The sequence below is a fragment of the Rhizobium sp. C104 genome (assembly GCF_022354505.1).
In the GTDB taxonomy this organism is placed as follows: domain Bacteria; phylum Pseudomonadota; class Alphaproteobacteria; order Rhizobiales; family Rhizobiaceae; genus Rhizobium; species Rhizobium redzepovicii.
The window spans coordinates 38,969-64,617 of the sequence record NZ_CP092349.1 but is presented as its reverse complement, the minus strand read 5'-3'; the positions used below and the strand labels follow the sequence as shown (position 1 = coordinate 64,617).

23 protein-coding genes and 1 pseudogene are annotated in these 25,649 nt (G+C 63.3%); 16 read left to right on the top strand and 8 right to left on the bottom strand.

Features of this window, described 5'->3' with window-relative positions; translation table 11 throughout:
* Positions 1–21 precede the first annotated feature (21 nt).
* The 7 genes from MF410_RS23630 to MF410_RS23600 all read left to right on the top strand — a co-directional run bounded on the left by MF410_RS23630 (position 22) and on the right by MF410_RS23600 (position 7,234).
* Complete coding sequence (locus MF410_RS23630) at positions 22–1,011, top strand: ABC transporter permease (RefSeq protein WP_097627892.1); 990 nt, start codon at positions 22–24, stop codon at positions 1,009–1,011.
* Entirely contained in the window at positions 1,008–1,841 is an 834-nt protein-coding gene (locus MF410_RS23625) for an ABC transporter permease (RefSeq protein WP_097627891.1), read from the top strand. The genes MF410_RS23630 and MF410_RS23625 overlap by 4 nt, the downstream gene beginning before the upstream one ends.
* A gap of 10 nt (positions 1,842–1,851) precedes the next feature.
* Positions 1,852–2,631 carry an ABC transporter ATP-binding protein gene (locus MF410_RS23620; protein WP_239620480.1) on the top strand — a complete coding sequence of 260 codons (780 nt, stop codon included), beginning with the start codon at positions 1,852–1,854 and terminating at the stop codon, positions 2,629–2,631.
* On the top strand, positions 2,628–3,392 hold the full coding sequence (locus tag MF410_RS23615; RefSeq protein WP_239620479.1) for a dipeptide/oligopeptide/nickel ABC transporter ATP-binding protein: 765 nt from the start codon (positions 2,628–2,630) through the stop codon (positions 3,390–3,392). The genes MF410_RS23620 and MF410_RS23615 overlap by 4 nt, the downstream gene beginning before the upstream one ends.
* Positions 3,393–3,417: 25 nt before the next feature.
* A complete protein-coding gene (locus MF410_RS23610) occupies positions 3,418–4,512 on the top strand; it encodes an aminotransferase class V-fold PLP-dependent enzyme (protein WP_097627888.1) in 1,095 nt (364 codons plus the stop codon).
* Positions 4,513–4,583: 71 nt separating this feature from the next.
* On the top strand, positions 4,584–5,447 hold the full coding sequence (locus MF410_RS23605) for a glycerophosphodiester phosphodiesterase family protein (RefSeq protein ID WP_179867144.1): 864 nt from the start codon (positions 4,584–4,586) through the stop codon (positions 5,445–5,447).
* Positions 5,448–5,575: 128 nt separating this feature from the next.
* Positions 5,576–7,234 carry a GGDEF domain-containing protein gene (locus tag MF410_RS23600; RefSeq protein WP_097627964.1) on the top strand — a complete coding sequence of 553 codons (1,659 nt, stop codon included), beginning with the start codon at positions 5,576–5,578 and terminating at the stop codon, positions 7,232–7,234.
* A 74-nt stretch (positions 7,235–7,308) separates the two neighbouring features.
* Here the strand turns inward: MF410_RS23600 and MF410_RS23595 are convergent, their stop codons facing one another.
* The 7 genes and pseudogenes from MF410_RS23595 to MF410_RS23565 form a co-directional block, all read right to left on the bottom strand.
* Entirely contained in the window at positions 7,309–8,118 is an 810-nt protein-coding gene (locus MF410_RS23595; protein WP_097627886.1) for an inositol monophosphatase family protein, read from the bottom strand.
* Positions 8,118–9,122 (bottom strand): LacI family DNA-binding transcriptional regulator, encoded by a 1,005-nt coding sequence (locus MF410_RS23590; protein ID WP_097627885.1) that lies wholly within the window; start codon positions 9,120–9,122, stop codon positions 8,118–8,120. Before MF410_RS23590 ends, MF410_RS23595 begins: the two co-directional genes overlap by 1 nt.
* Positions 9,106–9,885, bottom strand: a complete 780-nt coding sequence (locus MF410_RS23585; RefSeq protein ID WP_097627884.1) for a glycerophosphodiester phosphodiesterase — start codon at positions 9,883–9,885, stop codon at positions 9,106–9,108. Before MF410_RS23585 ends, MF410_RS23590 begins: the two co-directional genes overlap by 17 nt.
* Complete coding sequence (locus MF410_RS23580) at positions 9,885–10,940, bottom strand: ABC transporter ATP-binding protein (RefSeq protein ID WP_097627883.1); 1,056 nt, start codon at positions 10,938–10,940, stop codon at positions 9,885–9,887. Before MF410_RS23580 ends, MF410_RS23585 begins: the two co-directional genes overlap by 1 nt.
* Entirely contained in the window at positions 10,940–11,782 is an 843-nt protein-coding gene (locus MF410_RS23575; protein WP_003595691.1) for a carbohydrate ABC transporter permease, read from the bottom strand. The genes MF410_RS23580 and MF410_RS23575 overlap by 1 nt, the downstream gene beginning before the upstream one ends.
* Positions 11,783–11,784: 2 nt before the next feature.
* Positions 11,785–13,085 (bottom strand): annotated as a pseudogene (locus tag MF410_RS23570) (sugar ABC transporter permease).
* A 59-nt stretch (positions 13,086–13,144) separates the two neighbouring features.
* Positions 13,145–14,491 carry an extracellular solute-binding protein gene (locus MF410_RS23565; RefSeq protein WP_097627881.1) on the bottom strand — a complete coding sequence of 449 codons (1,347 nt, stop codon included), beginning with the start codon at positions 14,489–14,491 and terminating at the stop codon, positions 13,145–13,147.
* A 344-nt stretch (positions 14,492–14,835) separates the two neighbouring features.
* Between MF410_RS23565 and MF410_RS23560 the strand changes: the two genes are divergently transcribed.
* Together MF410_RS23560 and MF410_RS23555 are read left to right on the top strand one after the other, a co-directional pair.
* Positions 14,836–15,294, top strand: a complete 459-nt coding sequence (locus tag MF410_RS23560) for a YbaK/EbsC family protein (RefSeq protein ID WP_054184262.1) — start codon at positions 14,836–14,838, stop codon at positions 15,292–15,294.
* An 83-nt stretch (positions 15,295–15,377) separates the two neighbouring features.
* Positions 15,378–16,385: a Tim44 domain-containing protein gene (locus MF410_RS23555; RefSeq protein WP_097627880.1), complete on the top strand. Its 1,008-nt coding sequence runs from the start codon at positions 15,378–15,380 to the stop codon at positions 16,383–16,385.
* Between the two features lie 20 nt (positions 16,386–16,405).
* Here the strand turns inward: MF410_RS23555 and MF410_RS23550 are convergent, their stop codons facing one another.
* Positions 16,406–17,437 carry a hydroxyacid dehydrogenase gene (locus tag MF410_RS23550; protein WP_097627879.1) on the bottom strand — a complete coding sequence of 344 codons (1,032 nt, stop codon included), beginning with the start codon at positions 17,435–17,437 and terminating at the stop codon, positions 16,406–16,408.
* A gap of 269 nt (positions 17,438–17,706) precedes the next feature.
* Here MF410_RS23550 and MF410_RS23545 point away from each other — a divergent pair, with 269 nt between their 5' ends.
* From MF410_RS23545 to cydX, 7 genes are all read left to right on the top strand, one after another.
* A complete protein-coding gene (locus MF410_RS23545; protein WP_097627963.1) occupies positions 17,707–18,306 on the top strand; it encodes a HupE/UreJ family protein in 600 nt (199 codons plus the stop codon).
* 287 nt (positions 18,307–18,593) lie between these two features.
* Positions 18,594–19,172: a GbsR/MarR family transcriptional regulator gene (locus MF410_RS23540; protein WP_097627878.1), complete on the top strand. Its 579-nt coding sequence runs from the start codon at positions 18,594–18,596 to the stop codon at positions 19,170–19,172.
* 4 nt (positions 19,173–19,176) lie between these two features.
* Positions 19,177–20,907 (top strand): thiol reductant ABC exporter subunit CydD, encoded by a 1,731-nt coding sequence (gene cydD, locus MF410_RS23535; protein WP_097627877.1) that lies wholly within the window; start codon positions 19,177–19,179, stop codon positions 20,905–20,907.
* Positions 20,904–22,592, top strand: a complete 1,689-nt coding sequence (locus MF410_RS23530) for an ATP-binding cassette domain-containing protein (protein ID WP_131711319.1) — start codon at positions 20,904–20,906, stop codon at positions 22,590–22,592. Before cydD ends, MF410_RS23530 begins: the two co-directional genes overlap by 4 nt.
* Before the next feature lie 74 nt (positions 22,593–22,666).
* Positions 22,667–24,247, top strand: a complete 1,581-nt coding sequence (locus MF410_RS23525; RefSeq protein ID WP_097627875.1) for a cytochrome ubiquinol oxidase subunit I — start codon at positions 22,667–22,669, stop codon at positions 24,245–24,247.
* A 6-nt stretch (positions 24,248–24,253) separates the two neighbouring features.
* Entirely contained in the window at positions 24,254–25,408 is a 1,155-nt protein-coding gene (gene cydB, locus MF410_RS23520) for a cytochrome d ubiquinol oxidase subunit II (protein ID WP_239620478.1), read from the top strand.
* A 100-nt stretch (positions 25,409–25,508) separates the two neighbouring features.
* Positions 25,509–25,631, top strand: coding sequence for a cytochrome bd-I oxidase subunit CydX (gene cydX, locus MF410_RS23515; RefSeq protein ID WP_017957645.1), 123 nt, complete (start codon positions 25,509–25,511; stop codon positions 25,629–25,631).
* Positions 25,632–25,649 lie beyond the last annotated feature (18 nt).

Here is a 25,649-nt window from a genome sequence, read left to right as displayed (position 1 = left end):
CTTCCAGAGGCCCTGTCCGGCGTGAGACGTGCAATCATCCTCCTGAGGCGCAGGGCGATCAGCAGCATTCCTGTGCTGCTGATCGTGGTGATCTTCACCTTTTTCCTGCTTGAATCCGCCTCGGGCGATGCCGTCGACGCCTATCTTGGCTCGATCGGCGGCGGCGATGCCGCACTTAGGCAGTCGCTGCGCGAGAGCTACGGCCTCGACCAATCGATGTTCGCGCGCCTCTGGCTCTATCTTTCCTCGCTCGCACGCTTCGATCTCGGCTGGTCGGTCGCCTTCGGCCGGCCGGTCGGTGCGCTCATTGCCGAACGCCTGCCCAATACGCTGCTGCTGATGGGCAGCGCGACGGCGCTATCCTTCGGCCTCGGCTCAGCGCTCGGCATCCTTGCCGGAGCGCGGCCGGGCGGTCTGCGTGAGCGGCTGCTGTCGATCGGCTCATTGATCGTCTATGCCATTCCGAGCTTCTGGCTCGGCCTGGTGCTGAGCATCGCCTTTTCGGTGAAGCTGCGCTGGTTTCCGATCGCCGGCGTCGAGACGATCGCTTCCGGCAAGACGGGTTTTTCGCGCGCGCTCGATATCGCCGATCATCTGGTTCTGCCGGTCGGCGCGCTCGCCCTGATCTATCTCGCCTTGTTCCTGCGGGTGATGCGCAGCGGCATGGCCGAGGCCTGGAAGCTTGAATTCGTGCTCTTCGCCCGGGCCAAGGGTCTGTCGCGCAGCCGGATCGTGCTGCGCCATGTCGCGCGCAACGCGCTGCTGCCGCTCGTCACCATGCTCGGGCTGCAATCGGCGGCCATGCTCGGCGGCAGCGTGGTGATCGAGAGCATCTTTGCGATCCCGGGATTCGGGCGGCTGGCGCAGGAGGCGGTCAACGGCCGCGACGCGCCGTTGTTGATGGGCATCATCGTCACCAGCGCCGTCTTGGTCATCTCGGTCAATTTCCTCGTCGATCTCGTCTATGCCGCACTCGACCCGCGCATCGGCGCATCGGAGGGCGGCGCATGAGCTGGCTGCGGCGACTGCTGCGCACGCCGGAAGGTGCTGCAGGATTTGTGATCCTTCTCGTCCTGCTTTCGGCCGGGCTGCTCGCTCCGGTTATTTCGCCGGGCGATCCGCTGAAAATTGCCGGCCGCGCCCTGCTGGCGCCGTTCACCGATCCCGCCTTTCCGCTCGGCACCGACCGTCTCGGCCGCGACTTGCTGGCGGGCCTGCTTTATGGCGCGCGAACCTCGCTGGCCGTCGGCATGGCGGCGGCGTTTGCGGCCATGGTGCTGGGGCTTTGCGTCGGCCTGGCTGCCGGTTTTGCCGGCGGGCTCATCGATGAGGCGCTGATGCGAGTGGTCGACGCCTTCCAGATCGTGCCGGCCTTCCTGCTCGCCTTAGCTTTCGTCAGCACCATCGGCGTGTCGACGCCGGTTGTCGTCCTTGCCATCGCACTCGGCACCTGGGCCGATCCGGCGCGGCTGACGAGGGCGCAGGTGCTGGCGATCCGCGAGCAGGATTACGTCGCCTCGGCAAGGGTAATCGGCATGCATCCGGCCGAGATCGCCTTCCGGGAAATCCTACCCAACGCGCTGCCGCCAGTGCTGGCGCTTTCGGCCACCATCGTCGCCGGTGCGATCCTCACCGAGGCTGCGCTGTCCTTCCTCGGCCTCGGCAATCCCAATATCGCCACCTGGGGTTCGATGATCGCCGAGGGCCGCAGCGTGCTGCGTTCGGCATCCTATCTCTCGGTCATACCGGGTGCGGCACTCGCCGTCACCGTGCTCGGCGTCCATCTCTTCAGCGAGGGTCTCGGCAAGGCGCTTGGCGATGACGGCGTGAGGGCGGCATGAGCGGGATTTTTTGAGCCTGCGACAGCTTTCGGTCACCTATGGGCGCGGCAGCAGCGGTGCGGCCGCGCTCGACGATATCGACCTTGATATCGTCGCCGGCGAAAGGCTGGCGATCATCGGCGAAAGCGGTTCCGGCAAGAGCACGCTTGCCCGCGCGATTGCCGGTCTGCTGCCGGAGGGAGCGACAGTCCGCGGCGAGATACTTTGGCCCGGCCTTGGCCATCCGACCCGCGCAGGCCGCGATTTCGGCTTCGTCTTCCAGGATCCGGGCTCCAGCCTCAATCCCGTTTTGACGATCGGCGAGCAGATCGCCGAGGGCGCCAGGCGCCATCTCGGCCTCAGCTGGAAACAGGCCTATGTCAGGGCCGAAGAATTGCTTGAGCGGGTACGGATACCGCAGCCCGACAAGGCGATGCGGGCCTTTCCGCATCAGCTCTCCGGCGGCCAGCGCCAGCGCGTGGCGATCGCCGCAGCCATTGCCGCTAGACCTGCGCTGCTGATCGCCGACGAGGCGACCAGCGCGCTCGATGTTGTCGTCCAGGCCGAGATCGTCCGCCTGCTCGACGGGCTGGTGCGCGAGGACGGCATGACGCTGCTCTTCATCACCCACGACATCGCGCTGGCCTCCGGCTTCGTCGACCGCATCGCCGTCTTCCGCAATGCGAGGCTGGTCGAGGCAGGCCCCGTCCGTTCGGTGCTTTCGGCGCCCAAGAGCGACTATACCGCCGCCCTGATCGCCAGCCATCGAGACCTCGCGACGCCGCCGCTGATCGTGGAGGTGCCGTCATGAACGACAGGCTGCTTTCCATCGAAAACCTGTCGAAAGGTTTTTGGTCTGCGGGACGCCGGATTGCCGCTCTCGATAATGTGTCGCTCACCATCGCGGCCGGGGAAACGCTCGGCCTCGTCGGCGCTTCCGGCAGCGGAAAATCGACATTGTCGCGCATCCTGCTGCGGCTCCTCTCGGCCGATGCCGGTTCGATCCGCTTCGAGGGAGAGGATTGGCTCGCGCTGAATGGCGCGCCGTTGCGCCGCCGGCGGGCGCGTATGCAGATGGTGTTTCAGGATTCGCTCGCCGCCTTCAATCCGTTGGCGAGCGTTGGTGCGGTGCTCGACGATCCGCTTCGCATCCACGGCGTCGCACAAAACCGGCGCTCGGGCGAGATCGTCGAGCTGCTGGAGCGCGTCGGCCTTACCGCAGATCATGCCGCCCGGCCGGTGCGGGTACTCTCCGGCGGCCAGCGGCAGCGTGTGGCGATTGCGCGTGCGATTGCGACACGGCCCTCGTTGCTGGTGCTCGACGAGGCAGTCTCGGCGCTCGATGTGACCGTGCGTGGCAGGATCCTCGAGATCCTGGTCGATCTGCAGAAAGAACAGGGCATTGCCTGTCTGTTCATTTCGCACGATCTTGCCGTGGTCCGGGCCGTCTCCCACCGTATCGCCGTCATGGATGGCGGGCGGATCGTCGAGACCGGTCCGGCCGCGGCGGTCGTCGCAGCGCCGCAATCCGAGGCTGCCCGTGCGCTCGTTGCCGCCGTCCCCGTCTCGTGACCGATCCCTGCTGAAGGAAGTATCCATGTCCGATCTTGGTTGGAATCCCCTGCATGGCGTGCCCTCCTATCCCGCGGAGCGCTACGCCGTCCTTGCCGACAGGATCGGCGGCATCTTGCGCAGCCGCAACGATATATTGCTGGTGCAGGCCGAGGCGGTGGTGGCGCTGGAGGCGGCGGCGGTCAGCCTTGCGCGCCCGGGCCTCACAGCACTGAACATCATCACCAGCTCCTATGGCGGCTGGTTCGGGCAATGGCTGCGACGGGGTGGCGCGGCGGTCGCCGATATCGTCGCCGAACCGGGCCTGCCGATCGAGATCGAAGCAGTCGCCAAGGCGCTCCAGACGGGTCCGAAGTTCGATATGCTCGCTCTTGTGCACGCGGAATCCGCGAGCGGCATTCTCAATCCGCTGCCCGAGATACTGGCGCTTGCCCGGGCTCGTGGCATCGTCACCGTCGTCGACGCCGTCGCCTCGGTCGGTGGCCACGGGCTCGATGTCGGCGACCTCGGCATCGACATCGCCGTGATCGGTCCGCAGAAGGCGCTCGGCGGGCCGGCCGGCGTCTCCGCGCTCTCGGTCAGCCGTAGCGCCTGGGATCTGATTCTCAGAGATGGTGCACCGCGCGATTCGATCTTGTCGTTGGCCGATCTGAAGACCTGGGTCGACAGCGGGCGACGCGGCCTGCCGGGAACGCCGGCGCCGCTGGAATTCTTCGCACTGGAAACGGCGCTCGACCGCGTCGAGGCTGAGGGCATGGGGAATATCGTCGCCCGTCATGTGCTTGCGGCAGCGGCGACACGGGCGGGACTTGCCGCACTCGGAGCCCCGGCCTGGGTGCCGGCAGCAAGGGCGTCGAACCTGGTGACGGCGGTACCGGTGCCGGAGGCACTGGCGCCTGCCGCGCTGATCGCAGCCGCCGGGCAGTTGGGAGTCGAGCTGACCGAAGGCGTCGGAACTGGGCCGGCCCGTCTCTTGCGGCTGAACCACACTGGTCCGCGCGCCGCATTCCAGACGGTGCTCTCGAACGTCGTGGCGTATGGCGCGGCCCTCAGGCAGACCGGCCATCCCTCGGATATATCAGCCGCTGCGGAGGCAATATCCGCAGCCTACAGCCGATGAAAGCGGTATTCGGCCCTTGATAATCATGGCTCATCAAGGCAGGAGAGTGGTATCGCGGAGACTTGGTGCAAATGACGAAATTGCTGGATGCGCAGGGCCTGGAGATTTCACATGAGGGGCATCGCACCCGCCTGAAATGGCACCGATTGCGCAAGCGGTTTTCCGACCCGCTGTTTTCCGCCGAAGTAATGGCGGAGGGCTTTGCGGCGGGCGCCTCGATGGAGCTCGATCTGCGCGTCCGCGCCGACGGTGGGTTCGTCGTGCTGCACGACAGGGAACTCGAAGGCGAGACGACAGGACATGGACCGGTCGCCGAAAAGAGCGTCAGTGACCTCAGCGATATCAAGATGCAAGAGGGCGACCGGCCGCTGATCCTCAGCGAGGATCTGGCTGCCATGATGCAATCGACGCATCCAGCCGCATTGCTGCAATTCGACATGAAGGACGACTACGAAGCGATCGGCGCCAGGGGCGTCGCGCATCTGGCCACGCATTTCCGCGATATCGCCGCCTCGGTGATCGTCAGTGGCGACAGTCTCGACCTCATCGTCGCGGTCAAGGAGAAGCTTCCCCATCTCCTGCGCGGCATCGATCCGACCAACAAACTCTACGATATCAGGATGGCCGACGGCTGGAAGGCGGTCGAGACGGAACTGCGCGCTGACCTGCGCGGCCCGTCCGAACCGGACACGATCTATCTGCACTGGCCGCTGATCCTTGATGCCGCCAATGCGGGGCTGGATATGATCGCGCTTTGCCAGGACGAAGGCAAACGTGTCGATGCCTGGACTTTCACCCTGAAGGATCGGGAGGCCGGCTTCAGCGAAGAGGAATGGCAAAGCTTTTCGGCGCTGACGGCCCTGAAGCCGGATCAGATCACCACCGACGAGGCGCCGGCGACCGAACGCGCCTGGCGCCGCCGCATGGCGGTTTAACCGGCGAGCGTTGGAGCATGATGTCGTCCAAAAACTGATCACACTTTTCAGCATCATGCACTTAGTCGCATGTTTTGCGTAATTTGCATCATTTTAAACTTCTGATGCTATCCATAACCAGCAGACAACTGTTGGTGCCCGATATGCAAGTTGTTGATACTAAAGCAATTGCGCAACAAGCAAATTCCAGCTTGCAGGAAGCGTGGCATTTTGGGTGTACGGGCCGATCGGTTGAGGCACTCACACTGGCCGGCGAAATTCTTGCGGATGCCAAAGCGCGGGGCGACGATCGGCTCGCCGCGCAATGCGACACCGACATTGCTTGGTATTGTTTTCAGATCGGCAAGGCCGAACTTGGACTGACGCATGTCCGCCGGGCGGTAGACTTCTGGAAATCGACCGGGGAGCGCAAACAGGAATCCTGTGCCCGCGCTTATTTCGGATGGCTGCTCTTGGAACTGGGCTTGCCGGAGGAAGCAATCGAAGAAGCGACCCGCGCCTTGGATCTGGCCGACAAAGCCGCGGACCCGCAAGCACAAAGCCTGGCCACTAACGTCATCGGAATTATCTTCTGGTGCAACAAACAGCCCGATCGGGCCATCTTAATGAGCGAGAGGTCCGTCGAGCTCGCCAGATCGATCGGAAATAAGAACTATGAATGCTGGTGGCTCATCAATCTCGGCGGCGCTCATTCGGAAGGCGGGTATATCGCGCGGGCGCTCGGCCAGCCGGAGGAAGAACACCAGATGCTGGTCAGAGCGCTGGAACTGACCGAACAAGCGCTCGACATCGCAATCGAGATCGGCGACAGCTGGGCCGCTCGCCTCTGTCTCGGCAACCAAGCCGAGTTCTACAGCCACCTGGGCGAGCATGACAAGGCGCTCCGATGCATGGGCCGCTATAGGCTGTTTCAAGAGAACAGCTATGTCAGGGACAGGCAGCAATATCTCTACACTTTGGGCCAGATCTACAACAATTCCGGAAAATTCACCGAAGCCCTGTCGCCGCTTCTCGAGGCGGTGGAGCTGATCGACGCCGGCGGCAGTTTCGATTCCTATGTGCAGATCTATCTTTATCTGTCGCAGGCCTATGAGGGGCTGGGGCAGTTCGATCAGGCGCTGGAGGCCCATAAGAAATACCACCAGGCCTATTTGCGCAATAGCGCCGAGAGTACCCAGCGGCGCGCACGTCTCGCCGAAATCTACTATGAAACCAAACGGTTCAAGGAAGTTGCCGAAACGGAGTCGAAGCGCGCAGAAACGCTGGAGGCCTCCTATCAGAAATTGCAGGAGCAAACCGATATCCTTGCCAATGCCGTCTATCTGGACGCACTGACCGGGCTCTATAATCGCAAATATCTCGACAGCCGCTTTAAAGCGCTGACATCTGAGAAACGTCCATATTCGATCGCGATGCTGGATGTCGATCACTTCAAGTCGATCAACGATAACTTCTCTCACATGATCGGCGACCGGGTCCTGAGTGCCATTGGAACTATACTGCGCGGCCAGCTGCGCATTACCGATCAGGCAATTCGCTTTGGCGGCGAGGAATTCGTCGTCTTGCTCGCCGGCACTCCCCGAGGCGCTACCGATATCTGCGAGAAGTTGCGTTCGACCATTGAGCGGTGGGACTGGTCCGAGGTCTGCAACGGGCTGCATGTGACGATCAGCATCGGTGTCGCCGGTAGTACTCTATCCACCAATTCTCCGAACGAGATTTTGGCGATCGCAGATCAGAATCTTTATGCGGCGAAAAAGAGCGGCCGCAATCGCGTTGTTGCGTAACGGGCGTTCCGTAACTTTCGGGCGAAGTTTGCAGTCTCACAAATCGGGCGGATCGCGTCTGGGGAGAGGTGTATCTATAGCCCCTCGATGTCGAGAATGAACGCGAATTCGCCGGCAAGCCCCGGCGAGTAGGCGATGACGGGTCCGCCCTGCGCAAGCAGCCTATCGACCGGCGGCATCGCCACCACAGCGCCGGCCTCTTCGGCGATCAGCGCGCCGGCGAGCATGTCCCAGGCATTGAGGTGGCGTTCGTAATAGAGATCGGCAGCACCCTCGGCGACACGAACGAGGTCGATCGCGGCCGCGCCCATGCGGCGATAATCCATGCCGCGTTCGTGGAGCCGCCGCGAGAGCGCGAGATGGTCGTCGAAGCTCGTCTTCCGGGAATGGCCGAGAATGACAAGCGCATTGGCTGGATCGGCGGTCGCCGCCGCATGGACCGGAACCCCGTCCTTGAAGGCGCCGCCGCCGCGGACGGCGTGAAAGACCTTGTCCTCGGTGGCGTCGTAGACGACGCCGATCTCGACCTTGCCGGCGGCGACGAAGGCGATCGAGACGGCCCAATGCCGGAAGCCCCTGATATAGTTGGTCGTGCCGTCGATCGGATCGACGACCCATGTGCCGCCCTCGCCCGATCGCCCGCCGCTTTCCTCGCCCATGAACATATCGCCCGGAAAGCGTGAAAGCAGCCCGTCACGGAGCGCCTGTTCGGCGTTCCTGTCGGCGATGGTGACGAAATCCTGCAATCCCTTGTTCTCGACGGTCAGCGTGCCGGGATTGGAGTCGCGCCGAAACCGGGCCGCTTCCCGTCCGGCCTCGAGGGCGGCTGTGACGGCGACCTCCGCCCGTTCACGGATGGCGGCGGCATCGAATGCGGGATTCATCAGGCAGTCCTTCTTCTTATCAGCGTTATCGGCGTGAATTCGACGCGCGCCGTCAGGTCCGGTTCAGCCATCCGGCTCATCAGCAGATCGACCGTTTGTTCGGCCTGGAGATCGCAGGGTTGGCGGATGGTCGTGAGGTCGTAGGCGGTCCAGCTCGCCTGGGGGATGTCGTCATGGCCGATGATGGCGAGCGGCGGCGCATCGTCGCGGCTGCGGCCCTGCATGACCCGGTCGACAACGCCGCAGGCCATGTAGTCGTTGGCACAGAACAAGCCGTCGATGCCGGATGCGGCAAGCTCGCCGGCCGCATCATAGCCGCTCTTGTAGTCGTTGATCCTGACCTGCAGCAGCTGCGCATCGACGCCAAGCTGCTTGCACCGCGCGATGAAGGCTTCGCTCCGCCGCCGCGCCGTATAGGATATTGCGGGTGCGGCCATGACGGCGAGCTTTCGCGCGCCGCTGTCGATCAGATGGGCGGCGGCGAGATAGCCGGCCATGCGATCGTCGGAGATGATGCGGTCGACGAAGGGGATATCGTTGCCTTTGTTGATCAGCACGATCGGCACGCCTTCGGCAGCACATTGTTCGCAGATTTCGGTCGGCGGTGCGTCGGAGGTGACGATGACGCCGGAGACGGCGTAATGCAGCAGCTGGCCGATGACTGTCGAGGTATCCGCCTCCTGAGAGGTCGGCAGCAGGATGGGGCGGAAATTGCGGGCGATCAGCACTCTCGCCAGGTTCTCGATCTGCAGCGTCCGGAACGGGTTGTCGAGGCCGGCGGCAACGACGCCGACGAGATCGGAACGTTTGTTGGTGAGGCTTCTGGCAAGATAGTTTACCCGATAGCCGAGATCCTTGGCGGCTTGGAAGACCTTCTCACGCGTTTTCGGCGAGACGCTGGCATCCGGCGTGAAGGCGCGCGACACGGCGGCGCGCGAAACACCGGCCACACGCGCCACGTCGAAGGAGGTTACCTTGCGCGGTCCCTTATCCCTGTCTGCCAACTGCTTTTTCCCTCTCTGCCGACGGCCGCATCAGATCGGGCAAATCCGTGCAGATGCCGAGAACCGGAAGCTTCATGATGTCGTCGAGAATACTCCGCCGTTCCTCGTGCCAGAGCACGATCTCGCGCCCGGCCTCGAAGGCGCGGTGCATCAGTGCCTCGGTCACCAGATCCTGCGGCCGCTCGCCTGCCCTTTCCCAGCAGAGATGGAGGATATCGGCGCCGGCCTCGTCACCTAGTGCATGCGGATCATGGCCGACGCGGATCAGCACCGAAAGCGGGAAGTCGCAGCCGGCGTTGCGGAGTTCCCGCACCTGCGCCGTGTCGAAGGAGCCGAGGCAGGCAAATCGCTGGTTCATCTCGGCAAGATGGCGCCAGCAGAGCAGGCCGGTTCCGGGCGCCTTGAGCTCGACATAGAGACCGGTGCCGGTCTCGCGGCCGAGGGCGGCGACCTCCGAAAAACTCGGGACATCGACGCCGTCGAGGGCGGCGAGCTCGGCGGCCGTCATTTCCGAAATGCGGCGGTCGATGCCGAAGACGCGCTCGAGATAGTCGTCATGCGAGACGACGACCACGCCGTCGCGGGTCAGCTGCGTATCGAGTTCCCACATCTCGGCGCCGAGTTCGGCAGCGCGGCGGAAAGCGGCGATCGTGTTCTCGCGCTCATGGCCGCTTGCGCCGCGATGGCCAATGCAGAAGGGCAGCCGGCCCTTGGCCGACGGCCAGCCGTTACGCTCGAAAAATGCCTGGAAATCGCGCCTCATCAGAGCCTCCTGCCATTTTCGTCGAAGACGAAGACGCCACGGCTGTCGATCGCCCAACGGACATCGTCGCCGACGTGAATATCGTTGCGCACCGGCTGGATCGAGCGCAGCAGCGGACCGCCGGCAAGACGTACATCGTAAAGGTTTTCGCGCCCTTGCGTTTCGGCGAAGGTGACCTTGCCGCACACCGGTGTATCGCCTGAAGGCGTGAAATGCTCCGGCCGGACGCCAAGCATCAGCTTGGTGCCCTCGGCGGCGCCGATGGATCCCGGCAGCGGCACGCGGATTTCGCTTTCCGGGATGACGAAGACGCCTTTGTCGACGATGCCGCGCAGGAAGGTGATGGGAGGGTTGCCGAGGAAGCCGGCGACGAAGGCGGTCTTCGGATCATTGTACATTTCGGCCGGCGTGGCGATCTGGACGATCTCGCCTTCCTTCATGATGGCGATGCGGTCGCACATGCTCATCGCTTCCACCTGGTCATGGGTGACGAGGATGGCGGTGATTCCGGTCTCACGCTGCAGCCGGCGGATTTCCGAGCGCATTTCGAGGCGCAGCTTGGCGTCGAGATTGGCGAGCGGTTCGTCGAGCAGCAGCACGTCGGGCTTGCGGATCAGCGCGCGCGCCAGTGCCACGCGCTGCTGCTGGCCGCCAGAAAGCTGCGCCGGACGGCGCTCCATGAGGTTGCTGATATGAACAAGCTCGGAAATGCGCTCGACCTCCTTGCGGATGTCGGCGGCAGGCACGCCCTTCACCTTCAGGGGAAAACCGATGTTTTCGGCAACCGTCATGTGCGGGTAGAGCGCATAGGACTGGAAGACGACGCCGACATTGCGGGCCTGGCTCGGCAGGTCGGTGACGTCGCGGTCGCCGAAGAGGATGCGCCCGCTGGTCGGCCGGTGAATGCCGCAGACCGCAAAAAGCGTCGTCGATTTGCCGCAGCCGGAAGGGCCGAGCAGCGCCAGCATCTCGCCGTCGCCGACTTCGAGCTGCATGTTTTCGATGACCTTGGTGGAGCCGAAGCTCTTCGAGAAATTGTCGAGGAGGATGCGCATCAGCCTTTGCTCCCGCCGCCGTAGATGTTCATGAGATATTTGTTGAAGAGTGCGTAAGCAATCAGCACCGGGATGAGGTAGAAGAGGCCGACCGCCTTGAACATATTGAAATCGTAATTGTTGTCGTCGGCGAGGAAGCCCGCGAGATAGACCGACAGCACCTGCACCTGATTGCCCGGCGCCAGCACCTGCGGCAGGATGAACTCGCCCCAGCCGGCGAGGAAAGAGAACAGGCCGAGCGCCATGATGCCGGGCTTGACCTGCGGCAGCACGAGGCTGCGCCAGACGCGGAAACGCGAGGCGCCGTCGACGACGCCGGCCATTTCGATTTCCCAGGGCACCGTGTCGTAAAAACCCTTCATCAGCCAGATGCCGAGCGGCAGGTCGATCGCCGCCTTCACCAGAATGACGCCGATCAGCGAATTATAGAGGCCGATCATCTGCAGGACGATGAAGATGGCGATGATCAGCGTCACCGACGGGAAGGCGTGCAGCACCATGACGCCGGCGAGGAAGAAGCCGCGCGCCGGCACGTTCAGCCGCGACAGCACGTAACCGGCCATCGACGAGACGATGAGCACCAGGCTGGTGGTGCAGGCCGAAAACAGCAGCGTATTCAGCGTCACGTGCCAGATATTTGCCTTGCCTGCCGTCGTCTGCCACAGGAAGCGCCAGTGATTGATCGTCAAACCGGAGGGCAGCAACGCATCCGGTTGTTTCACCGTCACGGTGTCGAGGAAGAGATAAACATACATCAGGAGCAGCGGCAGGCTGACGATCGTCAGCGCCGTGATGACGGGCCAGCTGCGATAATTTGCCGAGGGCTGCGAGCGTTCGGCCATGGTCAGTCCTCGATCAGGGGCTTGGCGACGAGCGTGCCGTAGTTGAAGACGCGCAGATAAAGGAGCGACAGCATCACGCCGATGACGACGAGCACCAGCGCCATGGCCGCGCCCAACCCGTATTCGAGGTTGCCGGCATAATTCCTGAGCGCGGTGTGATAGGCGGAGAGCGCCCAGACCTCGGTGGCGTTGCCCGGGCCGCCATTGGTGGCGAGCAGGATTTCATTGAAGGAGGCGAGCAGCGACAGCGTCTGGTAGCAGGTGACGAAGAGGATCGGCCAGCGCATTTGCGGCAGGATGATATAGCGGATCTGCTGCCAGCGCGAAGCGCCGTCCACCTCGCTTGCGTAGAACTGGCTCTTCGGAATGGCCTTCATCGCCGAGGAGAACACCAGCATGCCCATCGAAGCGCCGATGAAGCCGTTGATCAGCACGACGAAGAACCAGGCATTATAGGCGGTATCGAGCAGGTAGTTCTTCGGGGGTAGCCGAACTTGCCCATCAGGACAGAGATGAAGCCGCTGTCCCAGGCAAGCCACTTCCACAGCAGTACGTAGATGACCACGGGCGTGATGCGCGGCAGGAGCCAGATGCCGCGAAAGATCGAGGCGGGCGTCGGCGGCATGTAATGCGTCCAGATCGCGAGCAGCAGGGCATAACCGACGTTGAAGAGCGTCAGCACCAGCGCGACATAGAGCACGGTGTTGAAAAGCACACGCGCCATATCGGGCGACCTGGCCATGCGTGCGAAATTGTCTGTCGTCCAGGTCCAGCCGGTATAGGTGGTCTTGGCGACGGTTTCCTTCTGTTCCGGCGTCAGCCTGAACCCCAGACTGTCCAGCGCCGAAAACAGCTGCTCCTTGCTGTCGAAGCGGGTGTTGAGGACGGAGCGGTTGAACTGTTCGGAGATCTGCTTGACCTCACGTGTCGAAGGCCGCTCGGCAAGATCCTTGATCATCCGCTCGACATCGCGGCGTGCCGGGAAGACCTCGCCTGCATGTTTGGCGCGCAATTCCGCGGCAATCCCCGGCGCAAGCCCGAGACCCTCGACGGCCGTGAGGCCCGCCTCGTCGATGGTGTAGCGCGGTTCGGCCATCTCGGTGGCGATCTCGGGCATCGCCGATTTCAGCGCGATCAGGGAGTTCGGCGCGATCTGGTAGACGCCGCCGGAAATGCCGGTCGCCGTCGTCATGTTGGTCATCGAAAAGACCGCCGTCAGAACCACCGGCATCAGGAAGAACAGCACGATCATGATCGCCGCAGGGGTGATCATGATCAGTCCGAGCGTTCTGGACGATTTCATGGGAGGCCTCCTCGCGGAACCGACCGGGCGGCGGGTTTGCCGCCACCCGGAGGCGTGTTTCAGCGAATGACGATCTTGTCGCCGAGCGTGCTCTTCAGCTCGCTCTCTGCGTCACCGACCGCAGCGTCTACGGTCTTGGCGCCGGTCCACGATGCTTCGAGGTTCTTCCACATGATGTTCCAATATTTGCCGAAATCGGAGTTGTTCGGCATCGCATTGGCATGCGGCAGCAGGCGCTCGGTGGCTTCGCGGGTCCAGCGGTCGGCCGAGTAGAATTCGACGGTGGATTCCGATTTGGAGATGCCGAGATGGGCTGATTTGACCGCATGCAGCGCATTGGTGCGCGGCTCGGAGGCGATCTTGACCAGTTGGGCGGCGATCTCGGTGTCTTCCTGGTCGTGACCTGCGGTCAAGAGGTAGACAAGCGGATGGGTCAGCGTGTTGGCCTTGCCGCCTTCGCCGGCGGGGATCAGCGTGAAGATCACGTTGCCGAAGAAGTCCTTCAGGCCTTCCTGGTTGACAAGACGGGCATAGTGCCAGGTGCCGCCGTCCCAGATGCCGGCCTTGCCGGTGGCGACTTCCTTCCACCACTGGTCGCCTGGCATACCGATATGGTTCTTCTTGGTGACACCTGATTTAACGGCGTCTGCGAAGAACTGATAGGTGCGGGTCATCGCCGCCTTGTCGAAAACGAGCTTGCCGTCTTCTTCCATCGTGCCGCCGAACGAGGTGTAGAACTGCCAGTAGTCGGGGCCGTTGCTGGTGCGCGGATAGAAACCGTATCCGGGCTGGACGAGGCCCTTGTCCTGCATCTTCTTGGCGTCTTCGAGCAGGTTCTTCATGGTGTACTTGCCGTCCTGGACGCTCTGCGGCAGCGCGTCCAGATCGGCATCGCTGTAACCGATCGCCTTCATGTAAGGCTTCCAGAAGAACATCGGGCGGGATTCGGCATCCTGCGGAATGCCGTAGACGGTGCCGTTGTAGGATGCGATCTTCAACAGGTTTTCATAGATGTCGCTGAGCGGCCATGAGTCGAGATCGACGTAATCCTCGATCGGGACGATCAGTCCGGCCTGCGACCAGGGTGCGATGTCTTCATGGCCGCTGACGACGATATTCGGGGCGGTCTTGGCTTCGGCGGCAAGGGTCAGCGCCTGCTTGAAGTCTTCCCAGGCGGAATAGGGCTTCTTCTCGACGGTAATTTTCAGGTCTTCGCCCTTGAGGGCGGCTTCGCGCTGCAGCTGCTGGGCTGCGATTTCGATGGCGTCGAGACGATAGACGTCGTTCGGGCCGGTGCCGCCGGCCCAGACGCTGATGTGAACGTCCTTGGCAAGCGCAATTGCAGAGCTCGAGGCCAGGATGGTGGCAGCAATGGTGAGGGATTTCAGTGTCGGCAAAATGGTCATCTTCTTCGTCTCCCTAGAAGAGCAGTGTGAAGCCTCTTGGCGGGTCAGCACTGCTGATGATGGCCGCTCCGAAACCCCACGAAAACGTGACGATGTCCGCTCTAGGGGTTTGTTGTAACGGCCGAATGACAAAATTGAGCACGTGTGCAAAATTATTATGACGATGTCTTTAAGACTTGCAAGCGGCGGTTTTCGGGAGTGCATTTTACGCTTCAAATCGTGCTTGCCCTCCTGCGGACCTGCATGTCTTTCGAGACGCGCAAAGCAGGCTTCCACGCTTTCGATCCTCGCGTCCCTTCCGAAAAGCGGTTCCGATTTTTGGGCCGATGCGCTAGCATGTCGCCATGAGCCTTGAATCTGTCCGCGCTTTCCTGCGTGCGCACGCACCCGATATCGACATCATCGAAACCGCCGAGAGCTCCTCGACGGTGGCGCTTGCTGCCGAGGCCCATGGCGTCGAGCCGGCCCAGATCGCCAAGACGATCTGTCTGCGTGTCGGCGAGCAGATGATGCTGGTCGTTGCCGGCGGCACGGCAAGGCTTGACAATCGCAAGTTCAAGGACACGTTCGGCGCCAAGGGGCGCATGCTCGACGCCGAGGAGGTCGTGGCGGTCACCAGCCATCCGGTCGGCGGCGTCTGCCCGTTCGGCCTGCCCTCGCCGCTACCCATCTATTGCGATATCTCGCTGAAACGCTTCGATGAAGTCGTGCCGGCGGCCGGCTCGACGAATTCGGCCGTGCGCATCGAAACCGGACGGCTGGCCGAGCTGACCGGCGCCAGTTGGGTCGATGTCTGCCAGTAAGCGGCAAAAGAACTTCAAACGGCGGAAAGAGTACCTATATTCTTTCCCGACATGCCGTGACTGCGCATGACAGGAGATCAGGAATGCCGAGTGCCATTTCGCGTTTTGCCAAGTTCGCGGCAATTGCCGCTCTGACGGGCGCTACCGTTTTTGCTTCCCTTGACGATGCAGAAGCGCGCCGGGCCGGCAGCAGCGGTTTCGGAAGCCGCGGTACCCGCACCTTCCAGGCTCCGCCTGTCACCAGCACGGCGCCCGGCCCCGCCGCGCCGATCGAACGGTCGATGACGCCGCGCCCGCAGACCACGGCACCAGCGACCGCGCAGCAGTCCTTCGGCGCCCAGCGCCCCGGTCTCTTCGGCGGCTTCGGCCGTTCGATGATCGGCGGCCTGATTGCCGGCGGCCTCCTCGGCATGCTGCTCGGTCACGGTTTCGGCGGCGGCTTCGGCTTTCTCGGCATGCTGCTGCAGATCGCGCTGATCGGCGGCGCCGTCATGCTCGCCATGCGTTATTTCGCCAATCGCCGCCAGCCCTCCTACGGCGCCGGCGGCCAGAGCGGCTCCTTCAGCCGGTCCTACAACATGTCGCCCGCCAACAATTCGTCCTTCCATATCCCGGCGATCGGTTCGGGTGCCGGTTCAGGGGCGTCCTCACGCGGCCACCGGCCGAGCGACGAGATTGGGCTGGCGCAGGCCGATCTCGATCAGTTCGAGGAATTGCTGACCAGCATTCAGACCGCTTACGGTGCCGAAGATTACGCCGCGTTGCGCCGGCTGACGACGCCTGAGGCGATGTCTTATCTTGCCGAGGAACTCGGCGAAAACGCCACCAACGGCGTGCGCAACCGAGTCTCCGACGTCAAGCTGCTGCAGGGCGACATTGCCGAGGCCTGGCGCGAAGACGGCCAGGAGTATGCGACGCTTGCCATGCGCTACTCCTCGATCGATGCCATGGTCGAACGCGACAGCGGTCGCGTCGTTTCCGGCGACGATCGCCGCCCGAGCGAAAGCATCGAGGTCTGGACCTTCGTGCGCAAGCCCGGCGCCGACTGGAAGCTCGCCGCGATCCAGGGAAGCGAGCAGCGCGCCGCCTGAGGCGGCGCGCGTCTGCCGGCTTAATTCACTGCGACAGGCTTGGAACGCATGCGCGAAACCGTTTCGCGTTCCGCCCGCTTGCAGCGCATCGGCGGCAGGCCGCGATCCATCAGGTCCATGTCCTCGAGCACCATGTCGCCCATCTTCTTGAAGGCGCTGTCGAGCGCGCCGGCCCGATGCGCCGAGCGGATGAAGCCTTTCAGGCTCCGCACCGGGTGGTCGGGCGGCAGCGGCTCTTCCGGGTAGACGTCGCTTGCCGCGACAATATGACCGGACGAGACGGCTGCCATCAGCGCTTCGAAATCGACGACGTCGGCGCGGCTGAGCAGGATGAAGGCGGCGCCCCTGCGCATGCCGGCGAAGGCATCGGCGCCGAGGAATCCCTTGTTTTCACTGGTGACGGCCGCGACGACGAAGACAAAATCGCTCTTCGTCAGCACCTCCTCCAGGCTTGCGGGTTCGACGCCGTTTTCCTCGAGGATCGAGCGGGGCAGCCAGGGATCGAACACCCTAATGCGGGCCCTGAAGCCGGAGAGCAGCCGGCGCAGCGCCTTGCCGAGATCGCCGAAGCCGACAATGCCGATCTCGGAGCCGGCGATCAGCCGCGCATCCGCATTGCCCTCCCCGCCCCAGAGTTCGTCTCCCTGGCAGAACGCGACATCCGCATCGACGATGCCGCGCGCCAAGGCCAGTGCGAAGCCGAGACCGATTTCGGCGACCGGCTCGGCAAAGACCTGGCCTGTCGTCACGACATGAATGCCGCGCTCAAAAAGCACCTCATAAGGCATATTATTGAGAAGATTGCTCTCGACGTTAAGGATCGAGCGCAGGGCCGGCATTCTCGCGAGCGTTTCCCTCGAAAGCGGTGGCTGGCCGATAATGTAACGGGTCTTGCCGAGGATTTGGTCGCCGAGGCCGGCGATATTGTCGGGGTCGGCCTCGACGATATCGTATTTCGCATGCAGCTCGGCGCGCGCCTGATCGCTGAAGATCAGATCGAGCGTGCGCGGTTCGGGCGCGCTGATCGCCAGCGGCCGCTCGTTGTTCGTCATGGGCGTCTCCTCCATTGCGGGCGATTTGCGCTGGCTCCGCCGGATGATTGATAGCCCCTGTGCCGGGAGGTTTCCAGGCGGATCTTGGAGCAATGGAAGAAGCTATCGAAAACGGCATTTGCCTATCAGATAAGCAATTGAATTGCCTTGCTATTTTATGGCATTTACGTTGACGGAACGGGCTCCTTGAATTAGCGTGATCCGCGCAGCTTGAAATCGCGGCGGTCTTCGACGGCCGCAGGATATTCGAAAACTTACGAGGGATGAGCATGAAATCAGCACTCAAGAGCGGCCTGCTTGCTTTGGCTGCCACCGCGCTTCCAGCCGTAGCCTACGCCCATCCCGCGACCGGCGAGGCTGCGGGCTTCAGCCATGGTTTTGCCCATCCGATGTCCGGCGTCGATCATATCCTCGCGATGGTGATGGTCGGCGTTTTCGCATTTCAGCTCGGCGGTCGCGCCACCTGGCTCGTGCCGGCGACCTTCGTTCTGGTCATGGCGCTCGGCGGCGCTCTCGGCGTTGCCGGGACTGATCTTCCCTTCGTTGAGACCGGCATTGCGCTTTCCGTCGTCGTTCTCGGCGCCGTCATTGCCCTTGATGTCAAGGCGCCGCTTGCCGCAGCGCTCGGCGTCATCGGCCTCTTCGCCGTCTTTCATGGTCATGCGCACGGCGCCGAAATGCCGGAAGATGCGAGCGGCGCCGCCTATGCCGCTGGTTTCATGGTCGCGACCGCGCTGCTGCATGCCGCCGGCCTCGCCCTCGGCTATATCATCGGCCGCGCCGGTGAACGTCAGGGCGCCTTCGTAACGCGCGCGGCTGGCAGTGTTGCCGCCATTGCAGGCGTCGGTATCCTGGCCGACTTGATTTGAGCCGACAATATCTGAGCCGCCTGCGAAAGCGGTATCCTATCTATCATCGCATTCCGATCAGAACGCCCGGTAACCCATAACCGGGCCTTTCTGCGTCATCGCGGCAAAGTGCGGCGGACTTGATCCAAATCAAATCCAGCCATGCTGCGGCGGGCTATATCCGACCCACGATCAACGAACGGACATCCAAATTGACGCAGGGCCGCCTTGCCGATTGTCGGCGAGGCGCGAAAGTCAGTATAGTGATTTCAGAAATTTATGAAATCACAGACACAACGGAAACAACGATGAACCTTCCGCCTCTCGTCCAGTCCTTCGTCCTCCATTTCGGCGAAATGGGATCGCGCTGGGGAATCAACCGCACGGTTGGCCAGATCTACGCTCTGCTCTTCGTCTCGCCGGCGCCGCTCTGCGCCGAGGAGATCGCCGAGTCGCTCGGCATCTCCCGCTCCAACGTGTCGATGAGCCTGCGAGAATTGCAGGCCTGGAACCTTGTCCTTCTCAAACACAAGCCGGACGATCGCCGCGATTTCTTCACGACGCCGGATGATGTCTGGCTGATCTTGCGGACGCTTGCCGAGGAACGAAAGAAGCGTGAAGTCGATCCGACGCTGTCGGTTCTGCGCGAAATCCTGATGCAGCGCCCCGCCAGCGAGGCCGAACGCCATGCGCAGCAGCGCATGAGCGAAATGCACACGTTGATCGAGCAACTGACCCATTGGTATGAAGACGTAAAACAACTTGAAACCGAAAGGCTCGCAACGCTACTCTCGTTGGGCGCGAAAGTGACAAAGCTTCTGGAGGCCAAGGACCGGGTCGTTTCGCTCGGCCGCAGCCGCCGGCCGAATCCTGCGAGCAAGAGTTAGCGCCATGGGCAATGCTTTCTTCGACGCGACAGACAAACAAGAAACGCGGTCGCTGGACGGCGATGCCGTTTCGCCTCGCAGTGACGCGGCGATTGTTGGACTGCGCAGGGCGGCGATACTGCAGGCGCTAGCCGCCGCCATCTGGATCCCACAGGCCGGCTTGCTCGCCATCTCGGTCGGCCGCATTGCCGATGGCGGCGGATTGCACGACGTGCTTTGGCCGGCCTTCGGCATCCTCCTCCTCGGATTGGCAAGAAGCTGTCTCGACGCGGCTGGCGGCCGCCTGGCCTTTCATGTGGCGCGCGCCGAGCTCAGCCGCAGGCGGCAGGCCGCCGTCGCCGCCCTTTCCCTGTCGTCGCCGATCGATCGCGGCCGGCCGGCGTCCGGCAAAGCCGCAAGCGTCATCGGCGAGCAGGCCGAACTGATCGTGCCCTATCTCGCCCGTTTCCAGCCGGCGCGGATGAAGGCGAGCCTCGTGCTGCTCGTCATCCTTGCCTTCGTCCTTCCGGTTTCCTGGATCGCCGCGCTGGTTTTGCTGTTCGCTGCGCCGCTGATCCCGATCTTCATGGCCCTGATCGGCTGGCGCGCCCAGGCAGCCAGCGAAAAACAACTTGTTGCGACCGGTGGCCTCAATGGCTTCCTGCTCGATCGGCTGCGCGGACTGGCGACGATCCGGGCGCTCGGCGCGGTGGATGCCACCGCGCTCAGACTGCGCCGCGAGGCGGAATCGCTGCGGCTGCGAACCATGGCGGTGCTGAAGATCGCCTTTCTCTCCTCGGCCGTGCTCGAGCTTTTCGCCGCACTCGGCGTGGCTATGATTGCCGTCTATGTCGGTTTCAGCCTGCTTGGCGAAATCCGCTTCGGCACCTGGGCAGGCCGACTCGACCTGACTGAGGGATTGTTCATCCTGCTGCTGGCGCCGGCCTTCTTCGAGCCATTGCGCGAGCTTTCGGCCGTCTGGCACGACCGGGCGGCCGGCGAAGCGGCGCTGAAAGCGCTGGATGCCCTTGCCGCCGGTGGCCTGCCCATCCGAGGGTCGGCCGAAGCCGCGACAGCTGCCGGTACGGAGGCGCCGGCCATCCGCCTTGAAAATCTCGCTTTTCGCTATGGCTCCGACGAACCGCTGATCTATGACGGTTTCAACCTCGATATCGCTGCCGGGGAACATCTGGCGTTTCTCGGTGCCAGCGGCTCCGGCAAATCGACGCTTCTGTCGCTGATGGCGGGGCTGGCACCCTGCACCGGCGGCCGCATCGTCATCGGCGGCGTCGAGCTCGCGGATGAGACTGCCGCCAACCTGCGGGACGGTATGGCGTGGATCGGTCAGAAGCCGCATATTTTTGCCGGCACCATAACGGGGAATATCGCGCTTGGCAGACCCGGCGTGCTGCGCGGCGATGTGACCGACGCACTGGATGCCGCGAGACTCGGAAAGGCGGCCGAGGCCTATGGCGGCCGGTCCCTCGGCGAAGGCGGTATCGGGCTTTCCGGCGGCGAGGCGTTGCGGCTGGCGATCGCGCGAGCGGCCTGTAATCCGCATCTGAGGATCATCCTCGCCGACGAGCCGACCGCGCATCTCGATGCCGCCACCGCCGCCGAAGTGACCGAGAGCCTGCTTTCGCTCGCGAGGGGGCGGACGTTGATCGTTGCCACCCACGATCCGCGGCTGGCCGCGCGCATGCAGCGCAGCATCCGCATCGACGCCGACATCATGATCAGGGAGGCCGCCGAATGAGCACATTTGCTGCAGACCTCAAGCCGATCCTGCGTCTGTTTTTGGCTGAGCGCCGGCGCGCTCTGCTGCTCGGCGCCGCACTTTCGGCGGCGACGGTGACGGCGGGCATCGCCCTGCTGGGCCTGTCCGGCTGGTTCATCACCGCCACCTCGCTTGCCGCCCTTTCCGCCGCAGCCATCACCTTCGATGTCTTTGCGCCCTCGGCCGGCATCCGCCTGCTCGCCATCGTCCGAACCGCGGCGCGTTACGGGGAAAGGCTTGCGACCCATGATGCGACGCTCGGCGTGCTCGCAGCCTTGCGCGAAAGACTGTTTCGCGGCTTCGCCGAACCGGGCGCGGCGCGCATGCTTCTGCATCGTCCGGCACGGCTGCTCTTCCGTCTGACGGCCGACATCGATGCGCTCGACAGCCTCTATCTCAGGATCCTCGTGCCGGGGGCGGTAGCGCTCGGCGCTACCTTCGCGGCAAGCCTGGTGCTGGGGTTTATGCATCCCCTGTTCGGCCTGTTCTCCGGTCTCTTTCTCATTGGTGCCGGCCTCGGTCTGCCCTTGATCGCCGCCCGGGCGGCGCGCAAATATGCACGCCGGCGCACCCATGGCATCGAGGCGCTGCGGTCGCGGACGATCGATCTCGTCGCCGGCCAGACCGACCTGCTGATGGCCGGACGGCTTGCGGCGCAAAGGCAGGCCATCGCTGCGGCAGACCACTACACCGCCGGCGCCGACGATCGGTTGAACCGCGTCGAGACCGGCCTGACCTTTGGCTTCGGCCTGGTCTCCACCCTGCTGTTGACGGCATCGCTGCTTGCCGTCGCCGCTCTTGCGGAGACGAAGGCGATTACCGCTCCCGTGGCAGCGCTTGGCCTGCTGGTTGCCTTCGCGGCGACCGAACCGTTCGCGGCACTGCGCCGCGGCGCCCTGGAACTTGGGCGGACGCTGCTTGCGGCAAAGCGGGTCGCGCCGCGGCTTGCCGTCGCGCGGGCACCCGAGCCATTGGCGGCGGCGTTGCCGGGATATGCTTTATCGCTGAAGGATGTCTCCGCCTTCCATGAAAATTCCGCCGTGCCGGCACTCCAAACCATCGACCTGATGCTCCGGCCAGGCGAGCGGCTGGCCGTGGTCGGCGGCAGCGGCGCCGGCAAGTCGAGCCTGCTCGCCCTGCTTTCCGGCGAATTGCCGGCGAGCGCGGGGCGTGTTGCGGCGACAAGAGCGACCTTGCTGACACAGCGGACGGAACTCTTCGAGGACAGCCTGCGCGGCAATCTCGCTCTGGCCAACCCGGATGCGAGCGAGGCCCGCCTTCGAGACGCGCTCGCCGCTGCCGGTCTGCTTGCCGATATCGAGGCCATGCCGCGTGGGATCGATACGCCGCTCGGTGAAGGCGGGCTCGGTCTTTCCGGCGGCCAGTCGCGCCGGGTGGCGCTTGCCCGGCTCTTCCTGCGGGACACGCCGCTCTGGCTGCTAGATGAACCCACAGAGGGCCTCGATGGCGCCACCGCCCGCGATGTGCTTGGCCGCCTGTCGGCAATGGCGGCCGGCCGCTCATTGGTCATCGCCACCCATATCCGCCGCGAGGCTGCCATCGCAGACCGCATCGCCGTCATCGAAGGCGGCCGCATCACAGAGGTTTCGCGCCGTGGAGAGGCGGCGTTCGAAAAGGCACTCGACCGGCTTCGGCCGGATTGAGCGAAACCGCATGCCCTCACGCCATCCGGCGCTTGAGGAACGCTCCGGCCCCGTGGGACCGTGGGAGAAAGACAATGGAACTAGATATCGTAGCACTTTCGCGCTTCCAATTCGCGCTGACGGCGCTTTACCACTTTCTGTTCGTACCGCTGACGCTCGGCCTGTCCGTGCTCCTGGCGATCATGGAAACGGTTTATGTGATGACCGGCCGCCAGATCTGGCGGCAGATGACGAAATTCTGGGGCACGCTCTTCGGCATCAATTTCGTGATCGGCGTCGCCACCGGCATCGTCATGGAATTCCAGTTCGGCATGAACTGGAGCTATTACAGCTATTATGTCGGCGACATCTTCGGTGCGCCGCTGGCGATCGAGGGCTTGATGGCATTCTTCCTCGAGGCGACCTTTGTCGGCCTGTTCTTCTTCGGCTGGGACAAGCTGTCGAAGGTCGGCCATCTCGTCGCCACCTGGGCGGTGGCGCTGGGCTCGAACTTCTCGGCGCTGTGGATCCTGATTGCCAATGGCTGGATGCAGAACCCGGTGGGATCGGCGCTCAATCCGCAAACGATGCGCATGGAGATCACAAGCTTCTTCGATGTGGTCTTCAACCCGGTGGCCCAGGCGAAATTCGTCCATACGGTATCGGCAGGTTACGTCTGCGCTTCGATCTTCGTGCTCGGCGTCTCGGCCTGGTATATAATCAAGGGCCGGCATATCGAGCTTGCCAAGCGTTCGATGACGGTCGCCGCCTCCTTCGGCCTCGCTTCGGCGCTTTCGGTCGTCGTCCTTGGCGATGAGAGCGGTTATCTCGCGACCGAGAACCAGAAGATGAAGCTCGCGGCAATCGAGGGCATGTGGAAGACGGAACCGGCGCCGGCCGCCTTCACCGCCTTCGGCTTCCCCGACCAGGTAGCCCGCGAAACGCATTTTGCCGTGCACATTCCCTGGGTCATGGGCCTGATCGGCACGCGGTCGCTGACCACCGAAATCCCCGGCATCGACAAGCTCGAACAGCAGGCCGAAACCCGCATCCGCGATGGCATCAAGGCTTACGACGCGTTGATGCAGATCCGTTCGGCACCGGCGCAGGATCAGGTTGCGCTGGAAGTGCGCAGCTCCTTCGAGGATCTCGGCCATGATCTTGGTTATGCTCTTCTTCTGAAACGCTACGTCGACGATCCTCGCCAGGCGACCGACGAGCAGATCGTTCAGGCCGCGCGCGATACCATCCCGCACGTGCCGACGCTCTTCTGGTCCTTCCGCATCATGGTCGGCCTCGGTATCTTCTTCATCCTGCTGACCGCCACCTTCTTCTGGCTGTCGGCGCGCCGCCATCTCGACAAATATCCGTTGCTTCTGAAGATTGCCGTGCTGGCGATCCCCCTGCCCTGGGTTGCCATTGAACTCGGCTGGGTCGTCGCCGAGTTCGGCCGCCAGCCCTGGGTGATCGAAGGCGTGTTGCCGACGGCCGCCGCCGTCTCCAGCCTTGGCGCCGGCACCGTGCTTCTGACCATCATCGGATTTGCGGCACTCTACACGACGCTGATCGTCATCGAGATGGGCCTGATGATCAAGGCAATCAAGCAAGGACCGGAGCCGGACGACGAGCCGGAAGCGGTTCTGATTTCCGAAACCCTCGTCTCGGCCGCGGAGTGACCTGCCATGATCCTTCACGAACTCATCGACTATGAAACCCTGCGTCTCATCTGGTGGCTGCTGCTCGGCGTGCTGCTGATCGCCTTTGCGACAACAGGCGGTTTCGATCTCGGCGTCGGCACCCTTCTGCCTTTCGTCGCCCGGACCGACACGGAACGGCGCGTGGCGATCAACACCATCGGCGCCACCTGGGAGGGCAACCAAGTGTGGCTGATCCTCGGCGGCGGCGCCATCTTCGCCGCCTGGCCGCCGCTTTATGCGGTGTCCTTCTCGGGCTTCTATCTAGCGATGTTCGCGATCCTCTTCGCGCTCATCCTGCGCCCGGTCGGCTTCAAATATCGTTCGAAGCGGGAAAGCGCCAGTTGGCGGAACGGCTGGGACTGGGCGCTCTTCGTCGGCGGTTTCGTGCCGTCGCTGATCTTCGGCGTCGCCGTCGGCAATGTGCTGCAGGGCGTGCCCTTCCGCTTTGCCGACGATATGCGGATCTTCTACGAGGGCTCGTTCTTCGCCCTGCTCAACCCCTATGCGCTGCTCTGCGGCCTGCTTTCGCTAGCCATGCTGACGATGCATGGTGCGGCCTGGCTGGTGTTGAAGTCGAGTGGCCCGGTCGCGGTGCGTGCCAGAAGCTATGGCAGCATCGCCGCCCTTGCCGTTATCGTGCTTTTCGCACTCGGCGGCCTCTTCCTGTGGATCGGCGTCGGTGGCTATCGCATCACCAGCGATATCAGCCCGATCGGTCCCTCCAATCCGCTGCTGAAGACCGTGGCGCTGGAGAAAGGCGCGTGGCTCACCAACTACACCACCCACTCGTGGATGATCATCGCGCCCGTCCTCGGCTTCGTCGGCGCGGCACTGGCCTTCATTGCCATGCGGGCAAGGCGCGAGGTCATGACGCTGCTCTTCAGCAAGGTGGCGATCTTTGGCATCATCTCGACGGTCGGCCTGTCGATGTTCCCGTTCATCCTGCCCTCCTCGCTCGATCCGCGATCGAGCCTGACGGTCTGGGATGCATCCTCCAGCCACATGACGCTGTTCATCATGCTTGTGGTGATGGTGATCTTCCTGCCGATCATCTTCGCCTACACAGCCTGGGTCTACAAGGTTCTGTGGGGCAAGGTCGATGAGAAGTCGATCACCGACAAGAACAGTCACGCTTACTAGAGCGATTCAGGAGAACCGCTCTAACCTTTTGTTTCTACGCAATTCCGGACGGAAAACCGCTTCGCACTTTTCCTGGAATTGCTCTGAGGGAGACCAAACGATGTGGTATTTTGCATGGATCCTCGGCCTGCCGCTGGCCGCGGCCTTCGCTGTCCTCAACGCCATGTGGTACGAGTTGATGGACGATGCGGCCAGGAAGAAAGCTTCCGAGCCGCGCAAGTAGAAAAGCAAAGGGCGCGGT

Bases quoted from the DNA above. Each gene is read 5' to 3' on its own strand.
- MF410_RS23595 (WP_097627886.1), bottom strand. From the start codon at position 8,118: ATGAATCCCGCATTCGATGCCGCCGCCATCCGTGAACGGGCGGAGGTC.
- MF410_RS23625 (WP_097627891.1), top strand. From the start codon at position 1,008: ATGAGCTGGCTGCGGCGACTGCTGCGCACGCCGGAAGGTGCTGCAGGA.
- MF410_RS23540 (WP_097627878.1), top strand. From the start codon at position 18,594: ATGAACCTTCCGCCTCTCGTCCAGTCCTTCGTCCTCCATTTCGGCGAA.
- MF410_RS23585 (WP_097627884.1), bottom strand. From the start codon at position 9,885: ATGAGGCGCGATTTCCAGGCATTTTTCGAGCGTAACGGCTGGCCGTCG.
- MF410_RS23550 (WP_097627879.1), bottom strand. From the start codon at position 17,437: ATGACGAACAACGAGCGGCCGCTGGCGATCAGCGCGCCCGAACCGCGC.
- cydB (WP_239620478.1), top strand. From the start codon at position 24,254: ATGATCCTTCACGAACTCATCGACTATGAAACCCTGCGTCTCATCTGG.
- MF410_RS23525 (WP_097627875.1), top strand. From the start codon at position 22,667: ATGGAACTAGATATCGTAGCACTTTCGCGCTTCCAATTCGCGCTGACG.
- MF410_RS23565 (WP_097627881.1), bottom strand. From the start codon at position 14,491: ATGACCATTTTGCCGACACTGAAATCCCTCACCATTGCTGCCACCATC.
- MF410_RS23605 (WP_179867144.1), top strand. From the start codon at position 4,584: ATGACGAAATTGCTGGATGCGCAGGGCCTGGAGATTTCACATGAGGGG.
- MF410_RS23610 (WP_097627888.1), top strand. From the start codon at position 3,418: ATGTCCGATCTTGGTTGGAATCCCCTGCATGGCGTGCCCTCCTATCCC.
- MF410_RS23615 (WP_239620479.1), top strand. From the start codon at position 2,628: ATGAACGACAGGCTGCTTTCCATCGAAAACCTGTCGAAAGGTTTTTGG.
- MF410_RS23555 (WP_097627880.1), top strand. From the start codon at position 15,378: ATGCCGAGTGCCATTTCGCGTTTTGCCAAGTTCGCGGCAATTGCCGCT.
- cydX (WP_017957645.1), top strand. From the start codon at position 25,509: ATGTGGTATTTTGCATGGATCCTCGGCCTGCCGCTGGCCGCGGCCTTC.
- MF410_RS23575 (WP_003595691.1), bottom strand. From the start codon at position 11,782: ATGGCCGAACGCTCGCAGCCCTCGGCAAATTATCGCAGCTGGCCCGTC.
- MF410_RS23545 (WP_097627963.1), top strand. From the start codon at position 17,707: ATGAAATCAGCACTCAAGAGCGGCCTGCTTGCTTTGGCTGCCACCGCG.
- MF410_RS23530 (WP_131711319.1), top strand. From the start codon at position 20,904: ATGAGCACATTTGCTGCAGACCTCAAGCCGATCCTGCGTCTGTTTTTG.
- MF410_RS23580 (WP_097627883.1), bottom strand. From the start codon at position 10,940: ATGCGCATCCTCCTCGACAATTTCTCGAAGAGCTTCGGCTCCACCAAG.
- MF410_RS23560 (WP_054184262.1), top strand. From the start codon at position 14,836: ATGAGCCTTGAATCTGTCCGCGCTTTCCTGCGTGCGCACGCACCCGAT.
- cydD (WP_097627877.1), top strand. From the start codon at position 19,177: ATGGGCAATGCTTTCTTCGACGCGACAGACAAACAAGAAACGCGGTCG.